This is a genomic window from Pseudomonas sp. ES1 (assembly GCF_050586605.1).
In the GTDB taxonomy this organism is placed as follows: Bacteria; Pseudomonadota; Gammaproteobacteria; order Pseudomonadales; family Pseudomonadaceae; genus Aquipseudomonas; species Aquipseudomonas sichuanensis.
Window position 1 is genome coordinate 1 of record NZ_JBOBDM010000034.1, and the last position, 15,904, is coordinate 15,904.

Sequence of the window (15,904 nt, forward strand, 5' to 3'; positions counted from 1 at the left end):
TCCATCAGGCATGCACTAAAAAATTTAGTAGAAACAAATTCAGCCATAAAGCCACCTTGACTAGGTCATTAACCCATTAAAAGCCCCTTAATAACATTCTATTTCCGTACACACATACCCTCTCACTCGATAGCACTAAGCCTTATCTAACCGCCTTGCATAGCACAACAACCACTCTCACTTACGCTTCCCCAAGCCACTTTCACCATAAAATGACATCAATTTATTACACACATCCAGAACACCCCCTATCACGATAAACTCCCCTCTCACACCAATCCCGTATAATTTCCGCCCCTCTGGCATAGTACATACGGAGCTCTTACCCATAAACTCAAAAGCCATTGACTCCCCGCACCCATCAATCACAGCTAAATGCCCAAAACCTCACTCCTCTTTAGCTTCCCCTACAACCGTTAGCGACTTCTGAGCTTTCAACCTCTCCAAACAACAACACCATCTCAGCACATTTCTCAAGCACCCTCTCCCTATTCTCCGAAACGTTAACTTCACACCATTGCAAAACAGCTAGAGCCCCTTCAGTCATTGGACAAACAAAATACTCACCCATAAATTCAAATGACATATCAAAACGCCCTACAAAAACATTGCTCGGAATGTCTTCCGGCCCTGCGGGCTCTGCATCACACCCAAGAAAGACGCTTGACATCTCCATACCCATACCCTCAAGTCTTAAAAGCGAGTCAATCATTACCTCAAGAAGACTTCCGCACTCCACATCTCTGCAATCCCTGAAGTCTGTTAAACACAAGTCAAATACCTCACACTTCATGACACTCATAATTAAAATCACTCCGCTTTCGGATGAAAATTTCTTACCGCCTTTGTCTCCGCATCCAAATACACCCTAAAGCTTATGCCATTGAAAGTCGAATCATACATTCTACCTCCTTTTTTAATCGCCTCATCATAGCCTAACAATGCGGCCCGTAACCCTGACAAATATACCTTATTTATTGAGATAACCTCGCCATCGAACACCGTCTTTGGAGACCGAAAATTTTTCGCCCCCGCAACAGTCATATCTGAATTGAAGATATTTCTCCCATACTTCATCTGAGTAATCCCAGGAATATCCGTAGTTTCCTCCGAAACAATGAAAAGCCCATTATCTTCTACAGCCTTTATAAACTCATCACTCTGATGTGCTCCCTTGATACCGCGTTTGTTTGAGTAACCATCAAATCCTTGCAGGTGTTTCTTTATTCCTGAGTTAACCGACATCCCCCGGTAGGTAAATATTTCCGGACAACACGCCTCCAACCCCAACGGATCCACCCACCCCGTCGGGTTCACACCATACAAATACCCATTAACCCCACCCGCCAGTCCAATCGGATCCGGCGTCAGGTACCGCCCGGTCTGAGGGTTGTAATAGCGGTGCCGGTTGTAGTGCAGCCCGGTTTCTTCATCGTAGTACTGCCCCTGGAACCGGAGGGGGTTGTCGACGTGGTCCACGCCCAGCCGCAGCACGTGGCCGTATATTGCCAATTTTCACGTTCACACACGCCCCTTCACACAGAGTTATCCAAACACAAAAAACTGCCAATTAGCCATAATCACCGTACAGACAAACCAAACGATCACACTTATTCATCACCTCCTCTTTATCCTTACTCACATTCACCTCGCACCAATCAAAAATCATTCTTGCACCCTCAGACATCTTATACACAGCAGACTCCCCAATAAACTCGAACGCCATTCCGCTTTCAAAATCAACTAGGTATGCTGGCATATTATTCAAATCTTCATCTTTCTGAACGAACACGCCAGACATCTCAATACCGACACCCTCAAACTGCAGCAAGCAATCAAGCAAAACATCAAGATAGCTCTCTACATATTTTGCCCCTGAATCTCGAAAATCCATTAAGCACGCACTAACAATTTCAGCAGAACCAAATGCAGCAATAAAGCCACCTTGACCAGATCATTAACCCATTAAAAGCCCCTTAATAACATTCTATTTCAGCACACACACCCTCTCACTCGATAGCACTAAGCCTTATCTAGCCGCCTTGCACAGCACAACAACCACTCTCACTTACGCTTCCCCAAGCCACTTTCACCATAAACTGACACCAATTTATTACACGCCTCCAGAACAACTTCCCTATCACGATAAACTTTCCTCTCACACCAATCACGTATAATTTCCGCCCCCTCCGGCATAGTACATACGAAGCTCTTACCCATAAATTCAAAAGCCATACAACCTTCTCGACCAACCAAGTACGATGGAATCATTTGAAAATCCTCATCACACTCCAAGTACACACCAGATTCTTCTACGGCAATACCCTCATAGACCAATAGCTTTCGCAACATTACACCTATGTAGCTATCCGCACAGCTACTAGAACACTCTCTAAAACCCACCAAACAATCCCATATAACAGATTTATCGCCTCCAAGTTTCATTAGCCTTACCTCATGGGCGAATCTAAAACCACACCAGAAATACCTTTATAAACTTCAAGCCCCACCCCTTACACGCCGCTTTACAAATCCCTGATATACAAACTACGCACACCACCGCCAATCCAAAAATTTCTCACAGCACTCAAAACCTCCAGATCACCATGAAGAGCGGAATAAGCACTTGAATAAAGGCAATGAACGACTCCCTCACATCTCTTTAAATCAAATAAGCTCTCCACTAGGATGCAGCCAATTGCGGCCTGCACCATCCAAGGCTCCTTATTCGCGTCAATAACTTTAATCGCCGATGCAATCAAGGAAACGTCAGCCAAAATAATCCCCTAATCCTCTCCCATGTCCTCAGCTGAGAGGCTTAACAACTTTGTAACTCGCACTCACACATCCGGCGGCGCGCCAACGCACTCCATAAATTCCTCTCAACCAAACTCCCAGTCCATCTAATAAAATCGCATCCGAACAAATTATAAAACCCTGCAAGACCTATCCATCTACAGAACGCGCCTAGCGCGACAAAAACCATCACAGAGCTCCACCAACTTATCACAAGCAGCTATTATCGCTACTTTATCTGAAGCATCACCTACGGAATGGATATTATTCTTACACCAATTTTTAATATAACTAGCACCTACCAAAATAGAACAAGTGATACGCTCACCCATAAATTCAAAGACCATACTCCTATCACAGCCAAACACCTCCCCCTCCTTCACATACACCCCAGCGATGCCCACTCCCATACCCCCACCTTTAACCAAACAATCCAACAACTGTAAAATCTTACTATTTCCACACGTATCCAAAGAAAGAAAAACAGCAAGCAGACACTCACCTGAAATCTCACTCCGAGTGAGGCTACTCATCCCGCCATACAGGCTAACCAACTTACTACATGCTTTTAGTGTTGACTCCCTTTCAACGACCACATTTCTATAACACCACTCCTCTATAAACCTCGCGCCAACCCCCATAGGGCAAACTACATGCTCATCATTATATTCAAACGACATATCAAACCCATCAGGATCCAAGTAATTTGGAATACTCAGAGGATCACTATCACAACCCAATGAAATATCCGACATTTCCGTACCCACCCCTTCAAAATCAAGCAGCCGATCAATCAGCACCCCAATGAAGCTCACACCTTCAACATCTGCAGAGATTTTGAAATCAAGCATACAGATGCTCATTATCTCTTTATCAACTTCACTTAGCATTTGACTTACCTACGGAAGGATGGAAGTTTGTAACTGCCTTGGTATCCCTATCAAGATAAACCCTATAACTAATCCCATTATAACTTGAACTATAAACAGCCTGACCGCCTTCAACAGCCTCTTCATATTTAAGAAGCGCCGCCCTCAGACCTCCAAAATACACCCTATCCGTTGGATGCTTAACATCATCATAGACAGTTTTCGGCCTATCAAATTTCTTTACACCAATCACAGTCCCGTCCCGCTCCAGTAAATCCCGCCCATAAAAAACCTGAGTAACCCCATCCACATCGCCTGGAGCTTCCGAAATAATATGCAACTGCATTTCATCCACTACCCTCACAAATTCACTTCGACTATGTGCCCCTTTAACTCCATGTTTTTTGGAAAAACCATCATACCTCTCCATATGTTGCTTTATCCCCTTGTTAACTGGCATTCCCCGATAGGTGAATACCTCCGGACAACACGCCTCCAACCCCAACGGATCCACCCACCCCGTCGGATTCACACCATACAAATACCCATTGACCCCACCCGCCAATCCAATCGGATCCGGCGTTAGATACCGCCCTGTCTGTGGGTTGTAATAACGGTGCCGGTTGTAATGCAGCCCGGTTTCTTCATCGTAGTACTGCCCCTGGAAGCGCAGGGGGTTGTCGACCTGGTCCACGTCCAACCGCAGCACGTGGCCGTAGGCGCGGTAGCGCGCCGACCAGCGGATGCGGCCATTGACGGCGGTCAGCTCCTGGGGAGTGCCAAGGTGGTCGAGGTGGTAGTGCAGGGCCTCGGCGGGGGTGTCGCCGTCGCGTAGCAGCATCACCATCGGGCGGAAGCTGCCGGGTTCGTACACGTAGCTGCGCCAGCGACCCTGGCAGTGCTCGGCCAGCAGGCGCTCGCCTTGCCAGATGAAGGCGGTTTCGGTGCCGTCGACGTCCTTGGACACGCGCCGTCCGAAGGTATCGTAGCGGTAGCGGGCTTGGCGGCCGTCGGGCAGCTGGACGCTGGCAAGGCGGTGCTGGCTGTCGTACTGGTAATCGGTGACCAGCTGCTGGCCGTGGCCGCGGCGTTCGCTGGCCTGGTTGCCGAAGCGGTCGTAGCTGTAGTGGCAGTCGCCGTGCATCAGTAGGCGGTTGGCCTGCACCTGCACGTCGCGGGGGTCGCCGCGCAGGCCGCTCTGGGCCAGGAGGTTGCCGGCGGGGTCGTGGACGAAGTACTCGGCCAGTTCGCCGCGCACGCTGGTCAAGCGGTCGAGCGGGTCGTAGTGGTAGCTGCGGGTGCCGCGGCGGGTGTCCTCCAAACGCGCCAGGTTACCGCTGTCGTCGTACTGGTAGCGGCGCATGAACACCGGGCCTTCCTTGCGATCGACCCGTTGGCTTACCAGGCGGCCCTGGCCGTCATGCTGGAACTGGCTGAGCAGCTCGCCCTGCTCACGGGCCAGTTCCTGGCCGAGGCCATGGCGGTGGGCGGTGAGGCGCTGGCCGTCGAGGTCGATGGTTTGCAGGTGGCCACCGGGCTGGTAGCGGTAGTCGAGGCGGCTGCCGTCGGGCAGGCGGCAATGGCTGACCTGGCCCATCACGTCGTAGCCGTAGTGCAGGGTCGCCCAGCCCTGGTGCTCGGTAACCAGGCGGTCGCACAGGTCGTACTCGTAGGCCAGCGGCCAGTGGCCGTCGTCCACCCGCACCAGGCGGCCCAGGGCGTCGTACTGGTGGCTGACCTGCTGGCCGTCGGGCAGGGTCTTGACCAGTAGCCGGCCTTGCTTGTCGCGGGTGTAGCGGGTCAACCAGGGCTCGCCGTCGTCGCCCAGCTCGGTCTTTTCCAGTAGCTGGCCATTGAGGTCGTAGCCGTAGCGGGTGACGCGTCCGTCGAAGCCGGTTTCCTCGGCGAGCAGGCCGTTGGCGTGGTAGGCCAGGCGGTAGCATTCGTCGCGCTCGTTGATGACTTGCGACAGTTGCAGCTGGCCGTTGTCGTAGCGGTAGTGCAGGCAGCTGCCATCGGGGTTGATGCGCCGCGACGGCAGGTGCAGGCCGCCTTCGTATTCGAAGCGGGTCACCCGGCCCTGCTCGTCGCTTTGCGCGGTCACCCGGCCATAGGCGTTGTACTGATAGCGGCGCACACCGCCGCCAGGCAGCGACACTTCGCTCAGGCGCCCGGCCAGGTCCCAGGTGTACTGGGTGGCCGAGGCATTCTCGCGCAGGCGCATCACCAGGCGGCCGAGGGCGTCGTAGCGGTAGCGCCGCGAACCACCGCCGGGCAGGGCTTCGCTGACCAGTTGCCCAGAGGCGTTCCAGCCCAGCTCGTGCAGGCCGCCGTCGGCCTGGCGGATGGCGACCAGGCGGCCCTGTTCGTCATAGCGGTAGCCGGTGACCTGCCCGCAGGGGTCGGTCTGGCTGAGCACATCGCCCTGGGCGTTGCGCTGGTACAACCAGCGCGCCTGGCCACGGCGCACCTCGCACACATGGCCGTCGCGGTAGTGGTAGTGGGTAGCCTCGCTGTCCTCGGGGCGCACCGACAGCAAGTAGCCGGCGTCGTCGTAGCTGTAGAAGGTTTCGGTGCCCAGCGGGTTGCGCTCGCCGATCAGCCGGCCCTTGGCGTCGTAGGTCTTGTGGTGCTCGGCGCCGTCGGCGTCTACCTGGCGCACCAGCCGGGCCTTGTCGTCGTGCTGATAGAACTGCTGGCTGCCATCGGCGTTGTGCACCGTCACGCCGCCCTGGCCGTCCCACTGGTAGCGGGCCTCCAGGCCCGGCACGCTGGACCAGTGGCGCACGCAGCGGGCGTGCCGGCCCTCGCCTTCCCACTCCCAGTAAAACGCCGCGCCCCCCGCCAGCTGGCGTTCGAGGATGACGTTGGCGGCGTCATAGCGGTAGCGCTCGCGCTCGTCCAGGCCATTGCCGGCTTCGGTCAGTTGCCCGGCGTCGTTGTAGTGGTAGGTGGCCAGGGTCGCCACCCGCACCCAGGGCGCCTGCTCGCGCCCCTTGCTGTCGTACATCGACTGCCAGAACTGCTGCTCCACCGTCACCAAACGGCCTTGCTGGTAGCTCAGCAGCAGGCGGTTGCCGGCGCCGTTGTCGATGTGCTGCAAGCGGCCGCTGTGATCGTACGCCAGGCTTACGCGGTTACCGTAGGCATCGCTCAGGGCCATCAGCCGGCCATCGATGAAGTGCAGGTAGCGTGGGCGCGCGCCGGCCTCGGCGATCACCAGCTCGCCGTCGGCCTGGCCTAGGTAGATGGCCGCGCTGCACAGGCTGTTGCCGATCACCGGGCGCTGGCTGTCCGGCATCGGGAAGTGGGTGCGGCGGTTTTCGTGGTCGCACCACAGCACGCCCTGGCCGTCGGCCTGCAAGCGGTGGCACAGGCTGTGGCTCCAACCGGGGCCCAGGCCGTGGTCGATTTCAGCCGCGCTGGTGCGGTACAGGCGCACCCACTCTACCGGCAGCACGCCGAACAGCTCGGCATCCTTGAGGGTGAGCAGCTCCTCGCCGGTGACCATCGACACCGGGCAGCGGTGGGTGGCGGTCTCGTCGGCGCGCTGGGCGGGCTTGTCGCTGGGGGTGCGCGGCTGGCTGGGGGCATCGGGCAGGTCGAGCTCCTGCTCCACCCGCAGCGTGCTGTGGCGCTTGCCACGCACCACCGACACGGCGTCGTCCACGACCAGGTCGAGGTCCTGCGCGGCGCTCTTGATTGCCAGCGGTACCTTGGCCGCGCTGTTGACCTCGATACTGCCGCCGGTCAAGAGCGTCTGGGCGCGTTTGGTATGGGTCGCCAGGGCATGCTGGCGGCTGAGGTCGATCAGCCGTTGCAGGCCGTCCAGCAAGCCGTCGGCCCCCCGGGCGGTATTGCTGGCGTACTTGAGGCCCTTGGCGGTGAGGCGGAACGCCAGCCCCAGGCCGCCGGACAGCACGATCCCCAACAGCACATCCAGCAACAGCCCGGCATTGAGCATGGCGTAAGCCTGGGCCTGCCATTCGGGCGGGCTCAGGGCCAGCCACTGCAGGATCGCGGTGGCGTAATAGAACATCAGCAGCTCGTCGTCGAGCATCAGGAAGGCGGTGTGCAGCAGGCTGCCGGCCTGGGCCTTGAGCTTGTCGAAGTCGGCCTCGCTGATGAACTGCAACAGCTGGTCGCGCGCGCCGTCGAGGTTGAACAGCAGCTTGACCAGGGCCTTGAGGTCGTCGAACAGGTTCATCAGCACGCTGCCGACACCCTTGGCCATCGCCTTGTGGATGTCGCTCACGCGCTGCATCGACCCCACCGGCGGCATGCGGTCCCAATGTGGGGCAATACGTTCAGCCCACTCGCCGTCCAGCCAGCCCTTGAGCTGGTCGAGCAGGCTGTCGTACGAGGCGTACAGGGCCTGGACCTCGGCCGGGCTGACCTTGGGATGGAAGTGCAGGCGATAGCGGCGGTTGGCGTGGCAACCGCTGATGGTTGCCTGGCCGTTGGCATCGAGCACCCCTTCGAAGCGTTGCGGGGTCTGGCCCGCCGCCACCTGCTCGACCAGCTGGTAGGGGGTGCCGCCGATGGGCACGAAGGCCAGGCTTTCGAAGCGGTGCACGATGTTCAGCACGCCATTGGCCGGGCAGTTGGCGTAGCCGGTGATGCGCCGTTCGCCAAGGCCCTTGGCTTGGCGCATCACCTCGTTGCCGGCACTGTCGGTGAAGCGCAGCTCTTGCTCCAGGTCCAGCGCCCAGCCCAGCAAGAAGCTGTCCTGCAGCGCTTCGAAGGTGGCGAGACTGTGCTGGCGGAAAGCGGCGATGCGAGCCGGGCCATCGGGCTTGTGAGCATCGAGATTGTCGAGGAGGAACTTGGCGTAGATGATCAGGCTCATGGCGTGATGTCCTTGTTCACGTGCGCCAGCAACCGTTCCAGGGCCGGCGGGTCGAGCGGAGCACCCAGGGCCAGGCGCGCGACCTTGCAGCGCAGATTGGCCTCGGGGAGGGCGAAGTAAAGGTCGGCATGGGCCTCGCGCAGCCATTGCATGAGGTTGTCCAGCACCGGGCCGGGGTCGTGGCGGTGCAGGCGCTCGAGTAGCGCGGCACTCACCTGCCACCAAGGGAAGGGTTCAATGTTCAGGCGCTGCGCCTGGCGCAGCGGACGGGCCTGGCCGTTGCACCAGACGCGGCTGAATACCGGCAGCAGCGGCGTCTCGCCTGGCGCGTGGTGATCGAGCAGGGCCAGCAACTGATGGCCGTCCCACAGACGCAGGAACACCGCGGTGCCGTCGGCCAGCTTCACCTGGGTCAGGCTGCGCAGGTAGTCGAACACCAGGGTCGGTGGGTGCGAGGACACCGCCAGCCAGCCCCAGTCAAGGCAGCGTTGGTTACTGCACCAGGTGAGGAAGTCCCCTTGCGGCGCGGCCTCCACCAGGTAAGGCATGGCCTCCAGCCAGCCGGCATAGGGGGTACCTTTCCACAGCGGCTGGGGCACATGGGAGCCATCGAGCTGCCGGTAGGCAACCAGCGTGTTGGCCTTTGCAAGGCTGCCGAACACCAGGTAAAGCCGCTCACCATCAGCCAGCGGGCTGGCTGCCAGCCAGTCTTGGGGAGTAAGGGATTCACAGCTCACAGGCACCCTCCTTGCACCGCTCGCATTCCTCGCAGAACGCGGCATTGCGCCGGAAGGTGTCGAGCTGCGCCTGGGTCAGCGGCAGGCCTGCCTCCGAGCGTTCGGCCTCGGCCGTGATACCCGGCAGCAGTGGCGCGGCCGGGGTGCCGGCGGCGACCTGGCCGCTGGAGTCGACATACAGCGCGCCCCCCACGGTCACCCCGCCAGCCGCGATCCGTACGAAACCGCCGCCCGCCCGCAGCACCACCTCGCTACCGGCATCCAGCACCAGGCGCTTGCCGGCCGACAGGTGGATTTCCTGCCCGGCCTCCACCAGCAAGGCCTGGCCCAGGGTGATATGCCGGCTGTTGGCGACGGTCAGGTGGTCGTCGCCGCGCAGCTCGGTCTTGCGATCGCCGTGCACGGTGCGGTGTTGCTGGGCGTGGTAGTCGCTGTGTACATCGGCCAGCACAGTGTCGTGGCGCTCATGGCCAACGTGGCTGCGCTGGTCGTGGCCGATACGCTGTTCCCAGTCACGCTGGGCGTGGATGTAGATCTGCTCCTGGCCGGCGCGGTCCTCGATACGCAGCTCGTTGTGGCCTTCGGCGGCGGGCGAGCTGCAGGTCTTGAACACGCTGCGGGTCTTGTTGGCGGGCAGCTCATAGGGCGGCTGGTGCTCGGCGTGGTACAGGCAGCCGGTGACCAGCGGCCGGTCAGGGTTGCCGTCGAGGAAGCTCACCAGCACTTCCATGCCAACCCGCGGGATGACCAGCCCGCCGTACTGGTTACCGGCCCACTGGCTGGCGACGCGCAGCCAGCAGCTGGTCTTTTCATCGAGCCGGCCATCGCGATCCCAGTGGAACTGCACCTTGATCCGGCCAAGGCGGTCGCAGTGGATCTCCTCCCCTTGCGGGCCGGTCACCCGGGCGGTCTGGGCGCCGTGCACGCGAGGCCGTGGGCTGGGGGCTGGAGGCCGGTAGGGGGTGCCCCAGGGCAAGGCTTTGAAGGTGTTGCGGTAGCCTTGCCAGGCCTCGCCGGCGGTGCTGGCGGCGGCCTCCTCCAGCACCTGGGGCTGATGGCCCTCGTGGGTCACCTCCGCCAACAGCCAAAGCACGTTCCAGGCGGCGCGCGGGTGTGCTTCGAGGGTGAAGAAATGACCGCAGCGCAAGGCCGGTTGGTCACTGTTGCCTTCGGCTTGCAGGTAGTCGGCGCGGTGGCCTTCCAGGGCCCGCTGGCTCAGTTGGCGGCCACGCTCGCGGTCGGTGAAATCCCCCGGGTAGCCGTAGTCCTCCAAGTCCGGCTGGGGCACAGGCAGTTCGGGTTGATGCTGGGCTTCGAGCAGCAGCTTGGGCTTGAGCGGGTCGTAGTCGCGCCGGCTGACCCGCCCGGTACGCGCCGCCACCCGCGCGCCGAACTGGCTGACCACCGGCTGCTGCGCGACCTGGCCGCTGTCCGGCGCGAAAGGGGTGGGCCGCGCCAGGCGCGGGAAGGCGCTCTGCTCGTCGCCGAACACCAGCAGGTGGGCGTCGGCGCTGTGCTCGAAGTGGTAGTGCAGCCCCTCCTCCTCGCATAGGCGCTGCACGAAGGCGAGGTCGGTCTCGTCGTACTGGGTGCAGTACTCGCGTTTTGGGTATGGGGTGGGGCCGAGGCGGAACACGTAGGCGTCGGCGAGGATACCGTGAGCCTTGAGCACCCCAGCGATGATCTGCGGCACGTTCTGCTGCTGGAAGATCCGCAGGTTGCGGCAGTGCGCCAGGCTGGCCAGGCGCGGCACCAGCTCCAGCCGGTAATGGGTCAACCGCCGCCCGCTGTCAGCCTGAGCGACGCTGGCAACCTGGCCGTGGAAGCACTGCTCATCGTTGCCGACCCGCAGCGTGGCCAGTTTGTGCAGCAGGCTTTCGAGGTCGAGCGACGGGTCTTCACTGACCAGTTCGAGGTGGAATGAATAGGGGCAACTCAGTGCCTCTACCCCTTTGAAACGCAAAACCTGCAAGTCCGTTTGAACACCATGAACCTGCAAACTGAAAGGGGCTTGATCGCCAGGGCCGGACATTCACATTCCTTATGACAGGTACGTCCAAAGCGCCCCACTTACATTCCGTGCAAGTAAGGAGTCGCTCTAGAGCGGTAAATAAGCACCCGAATCATAAGACAATGAAAATGCGCAAACTTCTGCGTAATGGAACACAAGCGAATGATTTAAAAGAGGAATTACGAAATTATTTCAAATCGTTATTTATAAAAACACCGGGATATTTTAACTTCTCTGCATTTATCAATTCGGACGCTTCCTATAGGCACATCGGAAACATCCGAATAATAAAGCAAACAATTAAACAAACTTATAAACACCGCCCGGCACGACCAGTCCGTTTCAGACGGGAACAGCCAGAATGAACTCGCGATACCCAGACAAGATCACGTACACCGCGAAGTAACAGAAGATCGCCGCCGACAGCAGGTACGACCAGGTCAGCAGCCGGTCGCCGAGCAAGCGCCCGCCATGGCTGGCGATGCCGCACAGCGACAGGCACCAGACCAACCCGGCAGCGAAGAAGCCGGTAAGGAACATCCCGGCTTCGAACAGGCTGCCGCCACCCGAACGGGAGATCAGCACCCCGCCCACCGCGGCGAACCAGAGGATCGCACTGGGCGAGGACATGGCCAGGAAGATCCCGCGCAGGAACTCGCGCCAGCCCGACTCCACCACCACCTGCCCACGCCCCTCCAGGTGCCCGCCGCGCCAGGCCGCCAGCAGCATCTTCACGGCAAACCACACCAGCAGTACCGAACCGCCCAGCCACAAGCTCCAGCGCACGGCTTCAAACTGCAGCAGCACGGTCATCCCGGCCAGCGCCGCCACGGCGTAGATCAGGTCACCGACGCAGGTGCCCAGCCCCAACCAGAAGCCCTGAAGAAAGCCCCGCTGCATGGCCAGGGTGATCATGGCGATATTGGCCACGCCGATGTCCAGGCACAGGGACAGACTGAGGAGGAAACCGTTGGAAAAAGGCATGGCGCACTCGGTGCAGTGAGAAAGTTGGCCAATTGAACACTGGGCTAAGCGCGCCGGTATTGGAAAAAATTGCGCCTGCTCAGGCCATCGCCGCTTGCTCGAAGACCTCATCCGCCCATTGGTTGAGGCTCTTGCCGGCAGCATGGGCGGCAATACTGGCGGCTGCATGGACTTCCGGACGGATGCGCAGCATGACTTTGCCAGAGGCTGGTTTTTCAGGGGTGATGCCCTGCTCGGCGCAATCAGCCAGGTAATCGTCCAGCGCCTCGCGAAACGCTTCATGCAGCTCGGGTACGGAGCTTGCGTGGAAGCTGATGATATCGCGCAGGCCAAGTACACGGCCGACGAAGATATCGTCACGTGCGTCGTAATCGATGCGGGCGGCATAGCCCTTGTAGCGCATGCAGCTCATGGTCGGACTCCTGCCCGCAGCAGAAACTCGCGGGCTTCTTCAATCTGATACCGCCTGGCCTCCTTGCCAGGATGTGGGCGGTGGCATCGCCAGCACTGCTCACCCAGCAGGATCTTCACTCGGGAGCCCTGCCGCTCAAGTACCTGGCCGCCGAGATACAGCACCAATGCCTCGATTTCGGCGAAAGGCAGTGATGCCGTGGTCGGCGTTCTGAAAATACTGTCCAGGATCTTGCGATATCGTGTGTTCATCGGAAAATGCTATCAAATTAAGATAGCACTTCCGTCCACGACATTCATTCAGGATTTTTCATCACCCGCCAACACCCGCGCATAGCGTTCACGGTCCACATTCGCCCCGCTCAACACCACCGCCACCCGTTTGCCGGCCTGGCGCCCACGCTCCTGCATGAGCGCTGCCAGCGCGGCGGCCCCTGCGCCTTCGGCGGTGTTGTGGGTAGTTTCGTGATACAGGCGCATGGCGCCGGCGATCTCGTCATCGCTCACCCGCACGATACGTGCGGCATGCTCGCGCACCAGCGCAAAGGCCTCCGGATGGGGAACCCGGCAGGCCATGCCGTCGGCAAAGGTGTTGGCGCTGGCGGTGGTGACGATGCGGCCCTGTTCGAAGCTTTGCGCGTAGGCATCCGCCGCGCTGGAGACCACACCGACGATCTCGGTGCGCAGCCCCAGCAGGTTGCGCGCCTGGATCAGCCCGCAAATGCCCGAGCCCATGCCGATCGGCACATACACACAATCCAGGTCGGCGACCGCCTCGAACAGCTCCAGGGCGTAGGTGGCAACGCCCTTCACCAGTTCCGGATGGAACGACGGCACCATGGCGTAACCACGTTCTTCGGCCAGGCGGGCCGCCTCTTCACGCGCCACGTCGAAATCGACGCCATGCTCCACCAGTTCGGCGCCGAGGGCGCGCATGGCGGCGTTCTTCTCCCGCGAGTTGCCTTCTGGCACCACGATCACCAGGGGCAGGCCAGCCTGGCGTGCCGCCAAGGCCATGCTCTGGCCATGGTTGCCACGGGTGGCGGTGACCAGACCACGGGGCAACACAGCCTGCGCCAGCAGCGAACGCACATAGACCAACCCGCCGCGCACCTTGAAAGCGCCGGTGGGCGCATGGTTCTCATGCTTGACCCACAACTGGCAGCTAACCCGCTCGGCCAGCAGCGGCCAAGCGTGCTGCGGGGTCGGCGGGACGTGCTGATGGACGTAAGTGGCCGCTTCACGCAGCGCAGGCAGGTCGAACATGACGATCATCCTTCATCGGTACGAGGTTGAACCGATCCTAAGCGCCGGGCATTGTATGGGTCCAAAGTTATATTGCATGGGTAGCAATATCGTGTGGACTCCAACCCTGGCCGATGACGGCCAGCCGCGTTACCTGGCATTGGTGGCAGCCATTGCCGATGCCATCGAACGCGGTGAACTCAAGGTGGGTGAGCGCCTGCCGCCCCAGCGCCGGCTGGCCTGGACCCTCGGCCTCAACCCCAGCACCACGCAGCAGGCCTACCGTGAAGCGGCGGCGCGGCACCTGGTGTCCGGCGAGGTGGGGCGTGGCACCTATGTGCTGGCGGGAAGCAAGGAGGCGACGCTGTTCCGTCTCAAGCAAGCGGACCACCAGCAGGCGGTCATCGACCTGTCGACCAACGTGCCGGTAGCCGACCCGCATAACCTGGACCTGCAGCACAGCTTGCAGGCCCTGCTCGGCCAGGGGCAAACCGCGCTGCTCGAACACTACCTGGGGCCCGAGCAATTGCTGCTCGGCCGTGTGCAGGGTGCCCGCTGGCTGGCCAACCGCGGCCTGACCCTGGCGCCGGATGAACTGCTGCTGTGCGGCGGTGCCCAGCAAGGCCTGACGACGATATTGCAGTCGCTGTGCCAGGCCGGTGAACCGGTCATGGTCGAGGCGCTGACCGCCCCCGGCATCAAGGCCGCTTGTCGCCAGCTGCGCCTGCCGGTGCACGGTGTGGCGCTGGATGAGCAGGGCCTGTGCCCAGAGCAACTGGACCGGGTTGCCCGCGCCAGCGGTGCGCGCATGCTGGTGACCACCCCGACCCTGCACAACCCGACCGCTGCCTGCCCCAGCGCCGCACGGCGCCAGGCCCTGGCCGACGTGGTCAGGCGCCACCAACTGCTGGTGATCGAAGATGACGTGTATGGGGCGCTGGCAGACAGCCCGCCGCTGTATCCGTTGCTGGAGGGCCGCGGCATCCTGATCAGCAGCCTGTCCAAGACGGTCGCCGCCGGGCTACGCCTGGGCTGGATCACCGCCCGCCCGGGCTTGCTCGAACAGATCGACCCCCATGCCCAGGCCACCCACTGGCCGGTTTCGCCGCTGAATTTGCACATTGCCTGCCAGTGGATTGCCGACGGCACCGCCGCTCGGCGGCTGGCCTGGCAAAGGCAGGAGATCGGCGAGCGCTGGCGCCTGGCGCGGGCGACATTGGGCGATCACCTTGTGGCCGGCGCAGTGCCTTCACCGCATGCCTGGGTTGCCACGCCTGGCGATGCCGAAACGCTGGTGGGGCGCTGCCGCGCGCAGGGTGTCGAGGTGGTCCCGGCGAGCGTGTTCGCGATTGGTACACAGACGCTGCAGGCGGTGCGGATCAGCCTGTCGGCGGCACTTGGCCGCGCCCAGTTGAAGCAGGGGCTGGAAATTGTTGCCCGGGTGATGGCGCAACAGGGGTAAAGGACCAGCGGTTTGCAAGGCCTGTACGGGCCTCATCGCTGGCAAGCCAGCTCCCACTCTGATCGCGCACGGCTCGAGGTCAGCGCGGTCGAGGTGGGAGCTGGCTTGCCAGCGATGAGGCCCGCACAGACAACACAGGACAGTTGCTCCCACAGGGGAAAGCAGCGGCTTGTCGGTGATGAAGGGGTCAGGCTCACCCCTGCTGGCAGCCCTCGCCCATGGCACGGTACTGCAGCGTGTGCACCTGCCCTTGATGATCCTCATAGGTCATGGTGGCGGGTACCACTTCACAGACGTTGGGAATGGTCGACAGGTTGATCACGCGCTTGATGTCGAGGTTGGTGGAGTAGTCGTACTGCTCGACCACGGGTTGGCTGGTGGCGGGCTTGGCCTCGTCTGCCAGGGCGAACGAGGACATACCGACCAATGCAAGAATCAGTAGGGCTTTCATGGGCAACGACCTTGATGGCTATCAAGCTGATCGAGTGACTTCTGATGCCGTCAATGGCGCGGAGAAGTTGTCATCGGCGATGCAGATGA

12 protein-coding genes and 1 pseudogene are annotated in these 15,904 nt (G+C 60.4%); 1 reads left to right on the forward strand and 12 read right to left on the reverse strand.

Features of this window, described 5'->3' with window-relative positions:
* Positions 1 to 397 precede the first annotated feature (397 nt).
* The 11 genes and pseudogenes from ACQ4N9_RS15415 to ACQ4N9_RS15465 form a co-directional block, all read right to left on the reverse strand.
* Positions 398 to 802, reverse strand: a complete 405-nt coding sequence (locus tag ACQ4N9_RS15415; RefSeq protein ID WP_390971456.1) for a hypothetical protein — start codon at positions 800 to 802, stop codon at positions 398 to 400.
* Between the two features lie 8 nt (positions 803 to 810).
* A pseudogene (locus ACQ4N9_RS15420) lies at positions 811 to 1,503 on the reverse strand (RHS repeat-associated core domain-containing protein); the annotation flags it as partial.
* A 67-nt stretch (positions 1,504 to 1,570) separates the two neighbouring features.
* Entirely contained in the window at positions 1,571 to 1,894 is a 324-nt protein-coding gene (locus ACQ4N9_RS15425; protein WP_390971454.1) for a hypothetical protein, read from the reverse strand.
* A gap of 1,060 nt (positions 1,895 to 2,954) precedes the next feature.
* Entirely contained in the window at positions 2,955 to 3,647 is a 693-nt protein-coding gene (locus ACQ4N9_RS15430) for a hypothetical protein (RefSeq protein WP_258642785.1), read from the reverse strand.
* A gap of 28 nt (positions 3,648 to 3,675) precedes the next feature.
* Positions 3,676 to 8,514, reverse strand: coding sequence for an RHS repeat-associated core domain-containing protein (locus ACQ4N9_RS15435; protein WP_430933203.1), 4,839 nt, complete (start codon positions 8,512 to 8,514; stop codon positions 3,676 to 3,678).
* The gene (locus ACQ4N9_RS15440) at positions 8,511 to 9,251 is read right to left on the reverse strand and encodes a DUF4123 domain-containing protein (protein WP_390967940.1); all 741 of its coding nucleotides are present in this window, start codon (positions 9,249 to 9,251) and stop codon (positions 8,511 to 8,513) included. The genes ACQ4N9_RS15435 and ACQ4N9_RS15440 overlap by 4 nt, the downstream gene beginning before the upstream one ends.
* Positions 9,241 to 11,283, reverse strand: a complete 2,043-nt coding sequence (gene tssI, locus ACQ4N9_RS15445; protein ID WP_390967941.1) for a type VI secretion system tip protein TssI/VgrG — start codon at positions 11,281 to 11,283, stop codon at positions 9,241 to 9,243. The genes ACQ4N9_RS15440 and tssI overlap by 11 nt, the downstream gene beginning before the upstream one ends.
* A 321-nt stretch (positions 11,284 to 11,604) precedes the next feature.
* Positions 11,605 to 12,246, reverse strand: a complete 642-nt coding sequence (locus ACQ4N9_RS15450; protein WP_390967942.1) for a LysE family translocator — start codon at positions 12,244 to 12,246, stop codon at positions 11,605 to 11,607.
* 79 nt (positions 12,247 to 12,325) lie between these two features.
* The gene (locus tag ACQ4N9_RS15455) at positions 12,326 to 12,658 is read right to left on the reverse strand and encodes a type II toxin-antitoxin system HicB family antitoxin (protein WP_125465099.1); all 333 of its coding nucleotides are present in this window, start codon (positions 12,656 to 12,658) and stop codon (positions 12,326 to 12,328) included.
* A complete protein-coding gene (locus ACQ4N9_RS15460; RefSeq protein WP_390967943.1) occupies positions 12,655 to 12,909 on the reverse strand; it encodes a type II toxin-antitoxin system HicA family toxin in 255 nt (84 codons plus the stop codon). The genes ACQ4N9_RS15455 and ACQ4N9_RS15460 overlap by 4 nt, the downstream gene beginning before the upstream one ends.
* Positions 12,910 to 12,957: 48 nt before the next feature.
* A complete protein-coding gene (locus ACQ4N9_RS15465; protein WP_390967944.1) occupies positions 12,958 to 13,923 on the reverse strand; it encodes a threonine dehydratase in 966 nt (321 codons plus the stop codon).
* A 76-nt stretch (positions 13,924 to 13,999) separates the two neighbouring features.
* Between ACQ4N9_RS15465 and ACQ4N9_RS15470 the strand changes: the two genes are divergently transcribed.
* Positions 14,000 to 15,364 carry a PLP-dependent aminotransferase family protein gene (locus tag ACQ4N9_RS15470; RefSeq protein ID WP_390967945.1) on the forward strand — a complete coding sequence of 455 codons (1,365 nt, stop codon included), beginning with the start codon at positions 14,000 to 14,002 and terminating at the stop codon, positions 15,362 to 15,364.
* 193 nt (positions 15,365 to 15,557) lie between these two features.
* Here the strand turns inward: ACQ4N9_RS15470 and ACQ4N9_RS15475 are convergent, their stop codons facing one another.
* The gene (locus ACQ4N9_RS15475; protein WP_347148552.1) at positions 15,558 to 15,815 is read right to left on the reverse strand and encodes a DUF2790 domain-containing protein; all 258 of its coding nucleotides are present in this window, start codon (positions 15,813 to 15,815) and stop codon (positions 15,558 to 15,560) included.
* Between the last annotated feature and the right edge of the window lie 89 nt (positions 15,816 to 15,904).

Coding starts and splice junctions, on each gene's coding strand:
- ACQ4N9_RS15415 (WP_390971456.1), bottom strand. CDS start 802: ATGAGTGTCATGAAGTGTGAGGTATTTGACTTGTGTTTAACAGACTTC.
- ACQ4N9_RS15425 (WP_390971454.1), bottom strand. CDS start 1,894: ATGGATTTTCGAGATTCAGGGGCAAAATATGTAGAGAGCTATCTTGAT.
- ACQ4N9_RS15430 (WP_258642785.1), bottom strand. CDS start 3,647: ATGCTTGATTTCAAAATCTCTGCAGATGTTGAAGGTGTGAGCTTCATT.
- ACQ4N9_RS15435 (WP_430933203.1), bottom strand. CDS start 8,514: ATGAGCCTGATCATCTACGCCAAGTTCCTCCTCGACAATCTCGATGCT.
- tssI (WP_390967941.1), bottom strand. CDS start 11,283: ATGTCCGGCCCTGGCGATCAAGCCCCTTTCAGTTTGCAGGTTCATGGT.
- ACQ4N9_RS15450 (WP_390967942.1), bottom strand. CDS start 12,246: ATGCCTTTTTCCAACGGTTTCCTCCTCAGTCTGTCCCTGTGCCTGGAC.
- ACQ4N9_RS15455 (WP_125465099.1), bottom strand. CDS start 12,658: ATGAGCTGCATGCGCTACAAGGGCTATGCCGCCCGCATCGATTACGAC.
- ACQ4N9_RS15460 (WP_390967943.1), bottom strand. CDS start 12,909: ATGAACACACGATATCGCAAGATCCTGGACAGTATTTTCAGAACGCCG.
- ACQ4N9_RS15465 (WP_390967944.1), bottom strand. CDS start 13,923: ATGTTCGACCTGCCTGCGCTGCGTGAAGCGGCCACTTACGTCCATCAG.
- ACQ4N9_RS15470 (WP_390967945.1), top strand. CDS start 14,000: ATGGGTAGCAATATCGTGTGGACTCCAACCCTGGCCGATGACGGCCAG.
- ACQ4N9_RS15475 (WP_347148552.1), bottom strand. CDS start 15,815: ATGAAAGCCCTACTGATTCTTGCATTGGTCGGTATGTCCTCGTTCGCC.